Below are 14793 nucleotides of genomic sequence, written 5' to 3' on the forward strand. Positions count from 1 at the left end.
GGGACGACAACTGTTTTCATGCACCCCCATTCCTCTGTACTCATTCTTGGTTTAGGTAGTTGGGGACAAACACTCTCCTATCTGTTTAGACAACAGGGATGTGCTGTGCGCTTGTGGGGGCGATCGCAAGGAGCGCTAGGGAAAGACCTCCTAGACAATATAGACCTCCTTGTATCGGCGTTGCCCATCAAGGCAGTGCGCGACGTTGCCCAGCGGGTGGCGGCTCTACAGCCGAGTCCGGATGTTATTCTTGTCAGTGCCACCAAAGGACTGGAGGCAGAAACCGTTTCCACCGCAGCAGACATCTGGCAAACCTACTGCCCCAATCAAGCGCTGGTGGTGCTATCTGGGCCGAACTTAGCGGCAGAAATTCAACAGGGGTTACCGGCAGCAGCGGTGGTTGGCGGTCAAGCCACCGCTACCAAGCAGGTACAGGACTTGCTCGGCAGTGCCACGTTTCGGCTCTACAGCAATGAGGATCGGCGCGGGGTTGAAATGGGTGGCATTTTCAAAAATGTCATCGCGATCGCCTGCGGGGTCAACGATGGCTTAGGCTTAGGGGTTAATGCCCGCTCCGCCCTAATTACCCGTGGCCTAGTGGAAATGGTACGGGTTGGCTGTCACTGGGGAGGGGAAGCGGCAACATTTTATGGCCTATCTGGACTCGGGGATCTCTTGGCCACCTGTACCAGCTCCCTCAGCCGCAATTATCAGGTGGGGTGGCACCTCGGCCAAGGAAAATCCCTGCCCCAAGCCTTAGAGCTAACCCATGGCACCGCAGAAGGGGTCAATACCGCGCTTGTGTTGTATCGGTACGCTCAGCACCACGGCCTAGAGATACCCATTACCGCAATGGTGGCAGCAGTGCTCCAAGAGCAACTCACCCCCCAAGCGGCTCTCACCCATCTCCTAGAGCGACCCTTCAAGCCTGAAACTACCCCCTGCTAGATCAGCGCTTCCCAAGAAGTTGCGCCACCGTTTCGAGCATGGCTTGGGGCTGGAAGGGTTTTGTAATATAACCATTGGCACCCAATTGCAGTGCTTTCTGGCGATGGCGATCGCCCCCCCGCGAGGTTAACATCGTTACGGGCAGGTGTTGCAGCGGTGCTGCGGTGCGAATTGCCTCGAGTAAGCCATAACCATCTAAGCGCGGCATTTCTACATCGGTAATGACCAAGTCAACCTCTTGCCCTTGCCCCAGCAACGTCTCTAGGGCTTCTTTGCCATCGCGACATTGCACGACTTCGTAGCCAGCTTGACGCAACACCCGATCCAATAGCCGCCGCACCGCAATAGAGTCATCCACAATCATCACTTGGGGAGTGGTGCGTCGTGCCGGAGGCTCACTGGGAACTGCAGGGGAGCAGGAGTTGCCAGCAGCGCCGTAAAATTATCGGGCGCAAGAACAGGCACCACCTCACCGCTGCCTAGCACCGTACACCCCATAATGTAGGGGGGGACGGGCACCGTCTGATCAAAGGGCTTGACCACCAGTTCCCGCTCAGCAATGAGGTAGTTCACCCCTAAGGCAACGGGTTGCCCTGCAACATCCACCACAACCCCCACCCCCAACGGTTGTAGCGGGGCAGTCGTGGGGCGTTGGTAGGGCAAGAAGCTGTGCAGCGGATAGAGGGGGACACTTTGCCCTTGCCAGCGAATGGTGGCACTCGGTTGATGAATATCGGTGTACTCTTTGAGGGCAATGACTTCGCGAATACTCAAATCAGGAATGGCCAAGGTTAAATCGCCAACCTGACACAGCACCATCGGCAAAATGCTCAGGGTCAACGGCAGAGTCAGGGTAAAGGTCGTGCCCTGCTGCGGCTCAGTGGTAACCTTAATGCTGCCGCGCGATCGCTGCACTTGCTCGCGAACCACGTCCAGCCCCACGCCCCGTCCCGAGAGGTCGCTCACCTGTTTAGCCGTTGAGAAACCCGGCAAAAAGAGGAACTCAAGGATTTGCTCACGGCTAAGCTCTGGCATTTTTTCAATGGGGCAGAGATTGAGCGCCACTGCTTTTTGCCGTACCCGCTGCAGATCAATGCCACGGCCATCATCGGCCACTTGAATCTCCACTGCATTACCCCGCAGCTTTGCCCGCAGATAGATGGTACCCATGCTGGGCTTGCCCCTCGCTTGGCGCTCATTGGGAGGTTCTAGACCATGGTCAAAGGCATTGCGGACTAAGTGGGTGAGCGGAGCTTTCAATTGCTGCAAAATCACTTGATCGACTAAGGTGTCCCCCCCTTCAATCACCAGTTGCACAGGTTTCTGGTGGCGATCGCCAAGGGTTTGCACAGCCGTGATAAATTTCTCGGCTAACTGGCGAAAGGGAACAAGGCGTGAGTCTGTCAGTTCACTGTAGAGATTATTCAGGTGTTGCCGCCCCAGATCGAGGGCTTCTTGGAGGTCGCGGTTGAGCAGGTCAATGTCTGCCCCGATCTCTTGAATCCGCGCCAGTAATTCCTGAAAGTCTTGGAGGGTGGTGTGCAGTTCCGTATAACGGTCAAATTGCAACGCATCAAAATCATGCGTTTCATGGCCATGGCTAACCATTCCCCGCGCCGCAAGGGGCGTGGCCAAGCGATCGTAAACGGTCTGCACCTGATCCCGAATCGGACGGAATTGTTCAATACGGCGCTTCAGTTGGCGGTTTGTCTGGGAAAATTGCTGCTGGTAGAGGGTTAACCGCTCTTGACCAATGAGCAGCTCACTGACGGTGTTGCCCAGCCGATCTAACTTGCTTACCGGAATGCGCACATAAAACTCGTCTGGCTGCGGCACCGTTGGCGGGGGAGGAGGAGCGGCGGCAGCTAATTTGGTTAGCTCTGCCTCTCGCAGTTGGCGAAATTCCGCAATGACCGCGGGCACTAATTCTGCCAAGGGCATTTCCGCCACTAGATTGGGGAGTTCTGCGGCCAATTGGCTGAGCCAAGGTACCTGATGGCGATCGCCGAGGGTTTGGGCTGTCCTCACTAGAGCCATAAACGCTTCCTCGCGCTCGGCATCGGTGGTGCTGACTTCTAAACCCTGTAAGCAGGCGTCTAGGTCGTTCGTTAGGGCACTCTGGAGATCTCCCCCAGAGAGGGGCGCAGTCGTCGCAGGCGGGGGGACGGTTTGCAACAGTTCCGCCAAGCCAGCGAGTAGTGCCTGCCGTTGCGGGGTGGGTGTCACTGGCCGCTGCTGTTTTGCTGCCTCCAGTAGCTCATGGGTTTGCTCAATGCCTTGCAGCAATAATTGGTGGGCACGGGGGCGATCGCCCATCTGATTGTCTTTGAGGGCTTCAAGCACATCCTCAAGACGATGGGTTAGCTCCTGTAGCTCTGCCAACTGGGCAATGCCTGCCCCCCCTTGAGGGAGTGTGCCGCTCGCATCAGCGTGTTGTAGTCGTCGGGGCTATAGCGGCGCTGCGGGTCTGCCGCAACCTGCTCTGCCCACTGCTCTAAAAGCAGTAGGTACTCTGGGGCATCCTCGTAGAGAAAGCAATTACGGGCTTCTTGGGTAATGGCATCCAATTCTGCAGCATTTAGGGTCATAGCGCACCGTCCCACGCATTGCCAATGGCCTTAGGTTTCAACACGGAACCGTGACACCGACGACTGGAGTTCTGCCGCCACCGTGACCAAGCTCTCCATCGCTGCGACCACCGCTGCCGAGGCCGAAGAGGTCGTCTGAGCCATCTCAGCCACAGCCTGCATAATCTGAGTCACTTCCGCGGCAGTGGCTGTCTGGGAGACGGTACGCTCAGAAATCGCTTGTAAGCGCGAGTCAATTTGCTGGTTCAGCCGCGCTAGCCCCTGTAGGGTTGTTTTGGTTTGACTCACCAGCTGGGTGCCTTTGACCACCTGAGCCGTGCTGCCCTCCATCTGCTGCAATACGTCAGCAGTTTCCTGCTGAATGCCAGTCACTAATTGCTCAATATCACGGGCTGAATCAGTCACTCGCTCAGCCAAGCGCCGAACCTCGTCGGCCACAACCCGAAACCCTTGACCATGCTCCCCGGCTCGCGCCGCCTCAATGGAAGCGTTAAAGGCCAAAAGGTTCGTTTTCTCAGAAATACCTGAAATAATATTAATAATTTTGGAGATTTCCTGGGACGATTCCGCCAAGCGTTTCATTTTTTTGGCGGTATCGGCTACACTGAGGCGGATATTTTCCATGCTGTCCACCGTGGTATCCATTGTGGCATCCCCTAGTTCCGCTGCGGCTAAGCCTTCCGCAGCAATGGTTGCAGCGTCTTGGGCAGATTTGGCCACATCTTGCACAGAGGCTGCCATGGCTTCCACCGCTTGTAGGGTGCGCTGAATATCCTCGGCTTGCTGGGTTGCCCCTTCGACAAGGCCAGCGATCGCCTGCTGACTGCTTTGAGCCGCAGCTTGCACTTGATTTGCAGCGGCCTGCACCTGCACAACAATTTGCCGCAGACTGCGCACCGTAGCATTAAAGGCATCGGCAATCGACCCCATCTCACCTTCATCAACCTTGGCGCGAACCGTGAGATCCCCCCGCTGTGCCCCCTCAATATCCAACAGCAGATTAATCACAGCCTCCTGCATTTTCATGCGCTCTTGGCGCTGTAGTTGACTATCCGATTGCCGCTGCGCCTCTAGATCCATGATTTGCTGCTGCTGCTGTTGCAATTGCTCGACCAAGGCGGCAATTCCTTGGGCAATTCCTCGCAACTGGGGATCACCCACCTCTGGTAAGGGGGTCTGCCACTGCTGTTGATTCAGTTGCACGAGCGCGCTTTCTAGGGCATGTAGTTCCTGTCGCAGTTGTTTGATTTGGCCACGACCAAAGCTCATCGCTGTGGGGCGAACTGGCGCGGCGGGGCGTGTTGGTATCGCAGGGGTTGCAGGGGGAGAGTTATCCCGCAAGAGGGCAAGGGCATTACGGGCGCTTTGGCCAAAAATCCCCTGATCCCCTTGGGCGATCGCACCGTACAGTTCCGTGGCAGCGGCGATCTCCCCCTGATGCTCTAGGGCAGTGGCCAAGGTTAATTGAACCAAGTAATCCGTTGGGTCTTCGCTTAAAATATCCCGTAGGGTCGGAATATCCTGAGTGAGGATGGCGTTAAAGTAGCGATCGCTCAGGGGGCGAGTCGGGCGACGAGCATTATCGGCAAGGGATGTCATAGGCTGAGGGCAGAGGAGGACAACGGTGAACGAGCCACGGCCTGGAAAATTGCTTCAATGTTTAACAGTAAAATGGGTAACCGCTCCATTTGCACAAATCCCGCCAAGTATTGGCGAACCTCTCGTTGCAGCCGCTTGGGAACAGGTTGAAGTTGATCCGGCAGGACACTCATAATGCCCCGTAAACGGCTCACAATACAGGCAAACTGGCGGGGCTGCTGCGGCGTTGCCTCCCTGACCACTAAGGCCGTCAAGCGTTCATTGGTGGTCTGGCCACTGGGGTGATTCAACCCTAGGAGTTGCAATAAATCTAACATCCACAGGAGGCGACCGCGCTGATTACTAATGCCCAGCAGTGCTGGCGATACCCCCGGGATCAAGCAAATATCCCGCGCTTGCAGGCTCAGTACCTCTGCGGTTTGATCAAGGGGAATGGCCACGTTCACCCCTCGAGGCAACTCAACATGAAAGTACTCGGTAGCACGCAGGGAACCAGTTGCCATAGCTTACTCAGCAGGATTTAAGTACTCACCAATCGTCTGAATGAGGTCTTCCGGTTCAAAGGGCTTTGTCAGGTAGGCATTTCCACCTTGTCGGAGTGCCCAAAAGCGATCAAAGTCTTGATCCTTAGAGGAGCAAAAGACAATGGGGACGTGTTTTAACTCAGGGTTAGCCCGCACTTCGCGGCACAGCTCGAGACCATTGACACCGGGCATGACAATATCTAGGATAATCAAATCCGGTGGCTGATGGTTGGCCAACCACTCCAGTGCTTTTTCAGCGCTTTCGGCAAGATGAGCTTTGTGACCTAGCTTTTCAAGGATAGAAACAATCATTGTTTGATCCGCTCGCGAATCTTCAACCACTAGCACCCGCTTCATCAGTTCGTCTCCAAAACTGCGGAATGAGCAAATCGCTCCGCTAATGATAGTAACTCTTGCGGGGTAAAGGGTTTTGTTAAATAATCGGTGGCACCCACCATGCGGGCGCGAATCCGATCCACGAGGCCATCACGCCCCGTAAGCATCACCACGGGGACATCCTTGAGGGTGTCGGTTTGCCGCAACTGACGGCAGAGTTCATAGCCATCCATCTCTGGCATCGAAATATCCATCAGCACTAGGTCGGGCTTGGTATCGGTAAGGGTACTGAGGGCATGGGTTGGCTGCATTACCTCTAGTACTCGATAGCCAGAGGTCTCTAAAATTAACCGCACATTGCGCTGAATGGTGCGACTATCGTCAATACAGGCAACGACGGGGCGATCGTCGCGTTTGGGAGGGGTGTGGGGATACTGCACAATCGCGCCATTCATTAGGGCAGGGCGCAGCAGTTGAGCCGTGGCGATCGCCTCTAAGCGTAACTGGGTTGCAATTTCGTAGAGCACAGGGGTCTGAGCTAACAGTTGGGGCAAAGCAGCCGCCACATGACGACCATAGTCCTCTTGCCAAAGGCTTGGATGAAGCCTGTCTGCATGCGCCACACCCAGACGTTGTAGGGGTGAGTTCAGGTAGGCGCGGGTTTGTACCGCTTGACTAATACCATCGCGCAACTGGCTGAGGGTTTGCTTGATAGGAACACACAGGACAAGGTGATCTAAGCCCAAGACCCGCTCAACTGAGAGGGAGGCTTGGGGCATGGCAAAGATATGAATCAGCGCTTCTTGGGTAAACAAGAACAGGAGCTTCCGCAATTGGGGGAGGGTTAATTGCCCAGACTGCCAAAGGCGACAGAGATACTGGTACTCAGTGTCGCCCTCTGGCAACGTCCCAGCTAATTGTGGGCAGTACCGCTGGCACAGGTAGTCAAACCGCTGCTGATAGCCAGTGTTGCTGGTGGCATAGTGAAGTTGGCCACTCCCTACATAAAGGTTCCACGCAATAGACACATCATTGGGGTCTGTAAATGTCAACCGCCCCGAGAGGCGATCGCCCATTACCCGCTGTATAACCCGTGCTGGAAAAACAAGTGCCTTATTGGCTTGGGGTGCCTGCTGTGGGGTCAGTGCTGGTGATGGCGTAGAGGTCATAGTCATAGCGCTGTTAAGTTCCCTAGACAAAATTGTGGTGGTCATTTCATAAAATACATTCAGTACATTCAGTGTTGAACCGACTGTAGAGGTTTTGCGGTACGGAGACCTAAGACCGTCTCAAGTAAAACCGTAGGCCAGATGTCATGCCAGCTTGCATCAGCGAGAACACACAGTACAAGCCACTGGTTCAACAACAGATCCCCCATCAGCTGAATTTTGAGAAAAAAGGGCGACTAAGGCACTACATGGAGCCACTATCGTCTTTACTCTAATTTATTCTAAAATTTACCCTTGCCAGTAAAATGTATTCTAAGTAACGATTTGTTGGTCTTAATGTTACCCAGAGGACACTAAACTATTTCTAGAAATCATCAAGGGCAATAGTTGCCCAAATAGGTTCCCCTAATTAAATCTGTTGCAGCAGCCCTTGGAGCTAGGCGACCTAGGCGAGAGATTGTACGATTAATCGTTTAGTTTATACTCAACTGGACTACTCTCTCACCTAACCTAATAGACCACCACTGCACCGTAATCATAAAAATAAAAAACCCACCCTAGGGGCAGGTTTGGACTATGAGATCAGTTCACTCAGCAAGAAGGCTTAGCCAACGGCCTCAAAATACACTTTTGACTTCACTGGATCCGGATTCATCGTTTTGTCACCGGGTTGCCAGCCTGCGGGGCAGACTTCATCGGGATGGGACTGCACGTACTGAATGGCCTGTAAAACCCGCAAGGTTTCATCAACACTGCGACCAAAGGCTAAGTTGTTAATTGTCGCGTGTTGAATCACCCCTTCTTTGTCGATAATGAATAGTCCTCGCAGCGCAACGCCTTCCTCAGTCAACACATTATAGGCTGTGCTAATTTCTTTTTTGAGATCAGACACTAAGGGGTACTTTAGATCTCCGACACCACCAGATTTGCGGTCAGTTTGTGTCCAAGCCAAGTGGGAAAATTGGCTATCAACGGATACCCCTAACACTTCAGTATTGAGTTGGGCAAATTCAGCATAGCGATCGCTGAAGGCCACAATTTCGGTGGGACACACAAACGTGAAGTCCAAGGGGTAGAAAAAGAGGACGACATATTTGCCGCGATAATCGGACAGCTTGATGGTTTTGAACTCCTGATCATACACCGCAACCGCTTCAAAGTCGGGGGCTGCTTGGCCAACACGCAAACATTCAGACATAAAACCTTGTGCTCCTAACTACAACAGCTCTGCATGGAACAGATCGATAGCGGACTGTTAACATTTTTTAACAGCCATGCCTACTATATCATACTCATAACGATTTTGACTACGAAATGCCACTGTGACTAAAGCGGCGTTCACAATAGCGCAAGAGGCGCGATAGGGGATAGCAGAGGGCAAAATAGAACAGAGCACCCAAAATATAGATAAAGAGCTTACGCTGGGGATCGGTGATGGGATTGGCAAAGGTGCTGGTCATGTTCTGGAGTTCTGGTACTCCAATCACGGTCAGGAGGGCGCAATCTTGGATCAAGGTAATAAAGTTATTGGTGAAGGGAGGAAGCATAATTAAGATGGCTTGAGGGAGAATAATCCGCCCCATGGTTTGCCGAGGGGAGAGTCCTAAACTGAGGCTGGCTTCTGTTTGTCCTTGGGGAATTCCTTCAATGCCGCTGCGAAAGACCTCACTCAGGTACGCACCATAATTAAAACCGAGACCAAGGATACCGTAAAAAATAAAGTTAAAGAGGGGCGACACCAAGCGGTTGCTGTGCAGGACAGTCATGATGTCAAAGGCAATCTGTCGTGGGTCAACCCCCAAGTGTCCCAGCAGGCCACCAATGCCAAACCCCCACACCAAGAGTTGCACCAAGGTGGGGGTGCCGCGCACAAACTCAATGTAGAGGGTGCTAGCCAGTCGCAGTAATTTAGCTGAATGCAGCCGTGCCCAAGTGGCGATCGCCCCCAAAATAACTGCTAAAACAAGGCTAACTAGGGCAATTAAAAACGTAGTGACAGTAGCTTGAAACAGAAAAGGCGCGTAAAGAACAATCGTAGAGCGGTAGTAAAAGAGATAGCGAGCAAAAGCCACCCCCCCCACAGCAACTGCAATTAAGAAGGCACTATTGAGAACCACTGCCCACGCAGGAGTAAAAGGGGGCGCGATCAGCCGCTGTAGTCTCAAGATCAGCACGACCCTCATTCCTGTTGAGTGCTATGGCTTTGTCTTGACCGATACCGGACCGTTAACCAAGGTTTGACACGCCAAGCGGTAGTTGTCCGGCTTGCGGCGGAGCTTGCGCTCTTCCACCGCGGTACGGGGCGATAAATGCTCCATGCCTTCGAGAATTTCAACAATGCAGGTGCCACACTGGCCATAGCCGCCACAGTTAAAGAGCTTACCCTTTAAGGTGTACAGATCAACCCCCGCTTCCATTGCTTTTAAGCGCAAATTTGCCCCTTGAGCCGCAACAATTTCTTGGCCTTCGTTAACAAACTTAATATTTGTACCCACAAACTCAGCTTTGCTTGCCATAGCGACCCACGCTAGTTACCATTCTTAATACATTCTCATTCTGGCAGAAAAACTGACCAACCAGAGCTGAAGTTACGGGTAACTTGGCCGTTAAACTCTTAGTAGGGAAGCGGTTGTCACCGTGATCCGGCTGCTTAATAAAATTTGTTCATGCAAACGCTAAACTTTTGTATAGGAGGAGCGTAGTCAATGGGACTACCCTGGTACCGAGTCCACACCGTCTTGATCAATGATCCGGGGCGGTTGATTGCGGCCCACCTGATGCACACGGCACTGGTCGCCGGTTGGGCAGGGTCGATGGCTCTTTACGAGCTAGCTATTTTTGATCCCAGTGATCCAGTTTTGAACCCGATGTGGCGGCAGGGGATGTTTGTCCTGCCCTTCATGACCCGTTTGGGGGTGACTGGTTCCTGGAGTGGCTGGAGCGTCACCGGTGAAACTGGCGTTGATCCCGGATTTTGGAGTTTTGAAGGGGTTGCCCTCGCCCACATCGTCCTTTCCGGCCTCTTGTTCCTTGCGGCCTGCTGGCACTGGGTGTATTGGGACTTAGAATTATTCCGCGATCCCCGCACGGGTGAGCCTGCCCTCGACTTACCCAAAATGTTTGGGATTCACCTGTTTCTATCGGGACTGCTCTGCTTTAGTTTTGGCGCATTTCACCTCACGGGCCTATTTGGGCCGGGGATGTGGGTCTCTGATCCCTACGGTCTCACCGGAAGTGTGCAACCTGTGGCACCGGAGTGGGGGCCTGATGGGTTTAACCCCTTCAATCCGGGCGGAATCGTAGCTCACCATATTGCTGCGGGAATTGTAGGTATTATTGCGGGGCTGTTCCACCTGTTGGTGCGACCCCCACAACGCCTCTACAAAGCCCTGCGCATGGGGAATATTGAAACAGTCTTGTCCAGCAGTATTGCCGCTGTTTTCTTTGCTGCCTTTGTTGTTGCTGGCACCATGTGGTATGGCAGTGCGACGACCCCTATCGAACTATTTGGGCCAACCCGCTATCAGTGGGATAGCAGTTACTTCCAGCAAGAAATTAATCGTCGCGTCCAAGCCTCTTTGGCGAGCGGCGCAACGCCAGAAGAAGCATGGTCGGCAATTCCAGAAAAACTGGCCTTTTACGACTACATTGGCAATAATCCCGCCAAGGGTGGCCTGTTCCGCACTGGGCCAATGAATAAAGGGGATGGTATTGCCCAAGGCTGGAAAGGTCATGCGGTGTTCCGGGACAAAACGGGCGAAGAGCTATTTGTGCGCCGTATGCCTAACTTCTTTGAAACGTTCCCCGTCATCCTCACCGATAAGAATGGGGTTGTGAAGGCGGATATTCCTTTCCGGCGGGCTGAGTCGAAGTATAGTTTTGAGCAGCAGGGTGTAACCGTCACCTTTTATGGTGGTGAGCTGAATGGCCAAACCTTCACGGATGCACCAACAGTGAAGAGCTATGCCCGTAAGGCCATATTTGGGGAGATTTTCGAGTTTGACAAGGAAACCCTCAACTCCGATGGTATTTTCCGCACCAGTCCCCGGGGGTGGTTTACCTTTGGTCATGCCGTATTTGCCCTACTCTTTTTCTTTGGTCACATTTGGCATGGTGCCCGTACCCTCTTCCGCGATGTCTTCTCGGGGATTGATCCTGAGCTGTCGCCGGAACAGGTGGAATGGGGTGTCTACCAGAAAGTGGGTGATCTGAGCACCCGTCGTAAAGAAGCTGTTTAGCTAGTACTCCTAGGGACTTACCATGGAAACTATCACCTACGTTTTCATTTTTGCCTGTTTAATCGCCCTCTTTTTCTTTGCGATCTTCTTCCGTGAGCCGCCGCGGATCACGAAAAAGTAAGATTGAGGTTGGCTGATCTCGGCTTGGGGGTTGGCCAACTGTCATCATTAGGCATCTAAAAATAAAAAATGTCTTAGCTCAACGAGCGATCGCCCTCAGCGGTGGCTCGTTTTTGTTACGGTGTAAGCTGGTGCACTACAGCCGTCATGGACGATCAATTACTCGAGCAATTTTTACAATTAATTCGCCGCCAAACCGGGATTAGTATTCGGCCACAGGACAGACCGCAACTAACCAAGAAGCTCCTGATGCGCTGTCGTGCCCTAGACTGTCAGCATCCCAGCCAATATCTCGCCCTACTGGTGAATTCAGAGTCCGTGGCAGGCCAAAAGGAATGGCAGCACCTTGCGGATCTGATTACCACGGGTGAGAGCTACTTTTTCCGCGACCACGGCCAAATTAAAGTTCTGCGCGAGAGTATTTTGCCGGATCTGATTGCCCGCCATGAGGGCGATCGCACCTTGCGAATTCTGAGTGCAGGCTGCGCCAGCGGCGAGGAACTCTATTCCATTGCCATCTTACTCAAGGAACTGATTCCCAACCCAGAACGCTGGCAATTGAGTCTTGTTGGCTACGATCTTAGCCAAAATGCTGTTGCTCAAGCTCGGGCAGGGGTGTATAGCCGCTGGTCATTTCGCGGCATGAATCCGACCTTACAGGCGCGCTACTTTCAGGAAACAGCCCAAGGTTGGGTCATTGATGCAGCCCTGCGGCAATGGGTGCGCTTTCGTTGCGTCAATTTACTGTGTCCAGAAGACTACGATCTGTTGCCCGCAAGTCTTGACCTCATCATCTGTCGCAATGTATTCATTTACCTTGACAGCACCGCCATCAGCCAAATTTTAGGCACCTTTGTGTCTCTACTGCGTCCCCAAGGTTATCTGTTAACGGGTCATACCGAGCTACAAGGACAAGAGATCAGCCCGCTAGAGATCCTCAGCTATCCTGAATCAGTGGTGTATCAACTTGGGATTGATCCGCCCGTACGGCCACAGCCGACCCCGCCGCCAATCTCTGCTCTAGAGGAAGCCCGCGCAGACTTTGCACAACGGAACTATACCCGTGCATTGGCCTTGGCTCAGCAATGGCAAGCAGGCCACCCCAAGGATGAGGACTGCTTGCTACTTATGGCACAAATGTATGCCAATCAGGGTCGCTACACGGAGGCGATCGCCACCAGTCAACAGATATTAAGCGTGAACCCAGAAAATGTGAATGCACTTTTCTTACTGGCTCACATTGCTGAAGAACAGGACGATAAAGCCACAGCAAAGGAGTACCTGCGACGAATTATTTTCTTAAGCCCCAACACTGTGGCTGCCTACATTGAACTGATAGAGCTGCACCTGAGTGAGCAAGAGACTGATGCCATTCCTTCCTTGCTGGCAACTGCACAAATGTTATTACTACAGCATCATGATAGGAATGAAATTATTCCTTTCCGTCAGGGAGTGACAGTAGCAATGTTGCAGCATTATCTGACTCACATTGCAGCCACGACATTGAGTAAAAACACCTCAAGTTGGCCACATTTGAATGGCGTGACCACCCAGGTTTAAGTACTGGTTTGAACTTTACGGGCTTGGAGGGACTCGAACCCCCGACCTGCTGATCCGTAGTCAGCCGCTCTAATCCACTAAGCTACAAGCCCCAGTCAGGATTCTTATCCTATCATGAATGCACAACAATGCCAACGCCTAATCTCACTAGATCTCAGGGATTGACTTAGGACGCAAGGGAGGCCGGTGAGTTATTGAGCAACGCATCCATGGACGCTAGCATATCGGTATTGGCCAGAGCCGTCAAGCAACCGGACATCCCCATTAAGGAGGCGGCAAACAACTGGCGATAAAGTGCTCCCATTTGCAGGGCGATCGCCTGCCAGTCAAACTGAGCAGCCACGCGCTCACGACCATTTGCACCCAGCATCTGTGCCCATTGGGGGGCATCAATCAGCCGTTGAATTGCTGCGGCTAAGGCGGTTGCATCTTCAGGGGGCACTAGCAGGCCAGTTTCTTCGGGTACCACCGTAAACTGAAGGCCGCCAACGGCAGAGGCAATGACCGGAGTGCCGCAGGCCATCGCTTCGATCGCCACCAAGCCAAAGGGTTCGTAGTAGCTAGGCACCACACAGACATCGGCAGCGCTATAGTAAGCGCCTAGGTCTTCGTGCGCCACTTGCCCCACAAAGGTGACGCGATCGCCTAAGCCGTACGCCTGAACTAGCCCCTCAATTCGGCATCGCTCTGCCCCATCACTGCGCTGGGGGTCACTCCCCCCAACAATCAACAGTTGTCCACGGGGTACCTGCGCTAGGGCTGCCACAAGGGTTTCTAACCCCTTACGCCGATCAAAGCGTCCCACATAGAGAATCAATGGCTCTTGGTGGGGAATCTGCAACCGGCGGCGGGCATCCGGCTGAGGATAAAATAAGCTTAAATCGGTGCCACAGGGAATCAGGCGAATGTGCCCTAGGCGCGAGACCAGCGATCGCAAGTAGGCTTCTTCCTGTGGACTAGTGGCAATAACGCAATCTGCCTGCTCCAAAATATCCGCTTCTACCCTGAGGCGAGTGTCATCGCGGTTAGCTTGCTCAGAGGCCACCTGATACTTCACCACCCCAAGGGAATGATAGGTGTGTAGCCACTGGAAATGTAACTCCTGACGCAACTGGCACCCCACCCAGCCCGATAACCAGTAGTTCGTGTGGACAAGGGGGTAACCCACCTTGGTGTGATAGCGCTTAAACGCCTCAACAAAATCCGGCAGAGTATCAAAAAGATGCTCGCGGGGGATATAGGTTACAGGTCCAGCTTCAAGGCGAATAGTGCGACAGTGGGAACCATGCTCAACCACATCAGCATCTTCAGGATTTACCTTGCGAGTAAACATATCAACGTGCCAGCCTGCTGCTGCCAGAGCTTCCCCTAATTGCCGCACATAGATATTTTGGCCACCTGCGGACTCGTGCCCTACTGCAGCCGCTGGATCGCCATGCACCGAGATCAGGGCAATGGGCTGGCGGGCAGGAATTTGAGGTTGTGGCGCTGCAAAAGCTCTCGGTAGTGTATTTTTTGCCTTTCGAGTCGAAGCTGGGAATGATTGCATAAATACACCTTATTGAATAACTACTAAAGAAAAATTAAAAATGCCGGAGCAACTCTAGTTTGCCAACAATTCTAGAGCATAGGTTTGGTGATTATTATGCAGGACGGCATGGTCAAGAACAGTATCACAGATTGCCTCCTCGTCATTTACTAGAATTGAACA

General features: G+C 53.1%; 15 protein-coding genes and 1 tRNA gene. 4 read left to right on the forward strand and 12 right to left on the reverse strand.

The window, feature by feature from the left end:
* Positions 1–18: 18 nt before the first annotated feature.
* On the forward strand, positions 19–948 hold the full coding sequence (locus BRW62_RS11460) for an NAD(P)H-dependent glycerol-3-phosphate dehydrogenase (protein WP_099799531.1): 930 nt from the start codon (positions 19–21) through the stop codon (positions 946–948).
* Between the two features lies 1 nt (position 949).
* Here the strand turns inward: BRW62_RS11460 and BRW62_RS14185 are convergent, their stop codons facing one another.
* The 10 genes from BRW62_RS14185 to BRW62_RS11500 form a co-directional block, all read right to left on the reverse strand.
* Positions 950–1306: a response regulator gene (locus BRW62_RS14185; RefSeq protein WP_237269103.1), complete on the reverse strand. Its 357-nt coding sequence runs from the start codon at positions 1304–1306 to the stop codon at positions 950–952.
* Between the two features lie 5 nt (positions 1307–1311).
* Positions 1312–3330 carry a chemotaxis protein CheA gene (locus BRW62_RS11465; protein ID WP_227517403.1) on the reverse strand — a complete coding sequence of 673 codons (2019 nt, stop codon included), beginning with the start codon at positions 3328–3330 and terminating at the stop codon, positions 1312–1314.
* Positions 3309–3536, reverse strand: coding sequence for a hypothetical protein (locus BRW62_RS14190; protein ID WP_227517404.1), 228 nt, complete (start codon positions 3534–3536; stop codon positions 3309–3311). Before BRW62_RS14190 ends, BRW62_RS11465 begins: the two co-directional genes overlap by 22 nt.
* A gap of 30 nt (positions 3537–3566) precedes the next feature.
* On the reverse strand, positions 3567–5135 hold the full coding sequence (locus BRW62_RS11470; RefSeq protein ID WP_099799532.1) for a methyl-accepting chemotaxis protein: 1569 nt from the start codon (positions 5133–5135) through the stop codon (positions 3567–3569).
* The gene (locus BRW62_RS11475) at positions 5132–5638 is read right to left on the reverse strand and encodes a chemotaxis protein CheW (RefSeq protein ID WP_099799533.1); all 507 of its coding nucleotides are present in this window, start codon (positions 5636–5638) and stop codon (positions 5132–5134) included. Before BRW62_RS11475 ends, BRW62_RS11470 begins: the two co-directional genes overlap by 4 nt.
* Positions 5639–5641: 3 nt before the next feature.
* Positions 5642–6016, reverse strand: coding sequence for a response regulator (locus BRW62_RS11480; RefSeq protein WP_099799534.1), 375 nt, complete (start codon positions 6014–6016; stop codon positions 5642–5644).
* Positions 6016–7170, reverse strand: coding sequence for a response regulator (locus BRW62_RS11485; RefSeq protein ID WP_227517405.1), 1155 nt, complete (start codon positions 7168–7170; stop codon positions 6016–6018). Before BRW62_RS11485 ends, BRW62_RS11480 begins: the two co-directional genes overlap by 1 nt.
* A gap of 598 nt (positions 7171–7768) precedes the next feature.
* Positions 7769–8362 (reverse strand): peroxiredoxin, encoded by a 594-nt coding sequence (locus BRW62_RS11490; RefSeq protein ID WP_099799536.1) that lies wholly within the window; start codon positions 8360–8362, stop codon positions 7769–7771.
* 109 nt (positions 8363–8471) lie between these two features.
* Complete coding sequence (locus tag BRW62_RS11495) at positions 8472–9338, reverse strand: amino acid ABC transporter permease (RefSeq protein ID WP_227517406.1); 867 nt, start codon at positions 9336–9338, stop codon at positions 8472–8474.
* Between the two features lie 21 nt (positions 9339–9359).
* Positions 9360–9680: a 2Fe-2S iron-sulfur cluster-binding protein gene (locus tag BRW62_RS11500; protein ID WP_099799538.1), complete on the reverse strand. Its 321-nt coding sequence runs from the start codon at positions 9678–9680 to the stop codon at positions 9360–9362.
* A gap of 189 nt (positions 9681–9869) precedes the next feature.
* On the opposite strand from BRW62_RS11500, the gene psbB reads away from it, so the two are divergent.
* From psbB to BRW62_RS11515, 3 genes are all read left to right on the forward strand, one after another.
* Positions 9870–11402 carry a photosystem II chlorophyll-binding protein CP47 gene (psbB, locus tag BRW62_RS11505; protein WP_099799539.1) on the forward strand — a complete coding sequence of 511 codons (1533 nt, stop codon included), beginning with the start codon at positions 9870–9872 and terminating at the stop codon, positions 11400–11402.
* A 22-nt stretch (positions 11403–11424) separates the two neighbouring features.
* Positions 11425–11523 carry a photosystem II reaction center protein T gene (locus BRW62_RS11510; RefSeq protein WP_099799540.1) on the forward strand — a complete coding sequence of 33 codons (99 nt, stop codon included), beginning with the start codon at positions 11425–11427 and terminating at the stop codon, positions 11521–11523.
* A 146-nt stretch (positions 11524–11669) separates the two neighbouring features.
* Positions 11670–13082 (forward strand): CheR family methyltransferase, encoded by a 1413-nt coding sequence (locus BRW62_RS11515; protein WP_099799541.1) that lies wholly within the window; start codon positions 11670–11672, stop codon positions 13080–13082.
* 18 nt (positions 13083–13100) lie between these two features.
* Here the strand turns inward: BRW62_RS11515 and BRW62_RS11520 are convergent.
* Positions 13101–13174 (reverse strand) — tRNA-Arg (locus tag BRW62_RS11520).
* A gap of 74 nt (positions 13175–13248) precedes the next feature.
* Positions 13249–14631: a glycosyltransferase family 4 protein gene (locus tag BRW62_RS11525; RefSeq protein WP_099799542.1), complete on the reverse strand. Its 1383-nt coding sequence runs from the start codon at positions 14629–14631 to the stop codon at positions 13249–13251.
* Between the last annotated feature and the right edge of the window lie 162 nt (positions 14632–14793).

Origin of the sequence: Thermostichus lividus PCC 6715 (genome assembly GCF_002754935.1) — a bacterium.
GTDB lineage: Bacteria > Cyanobacteriota > Cyanobacteriia > Thermosynechococcales > Thermosynechococcaceae > Thermosynechococcus > Thermosynechococcus lividus.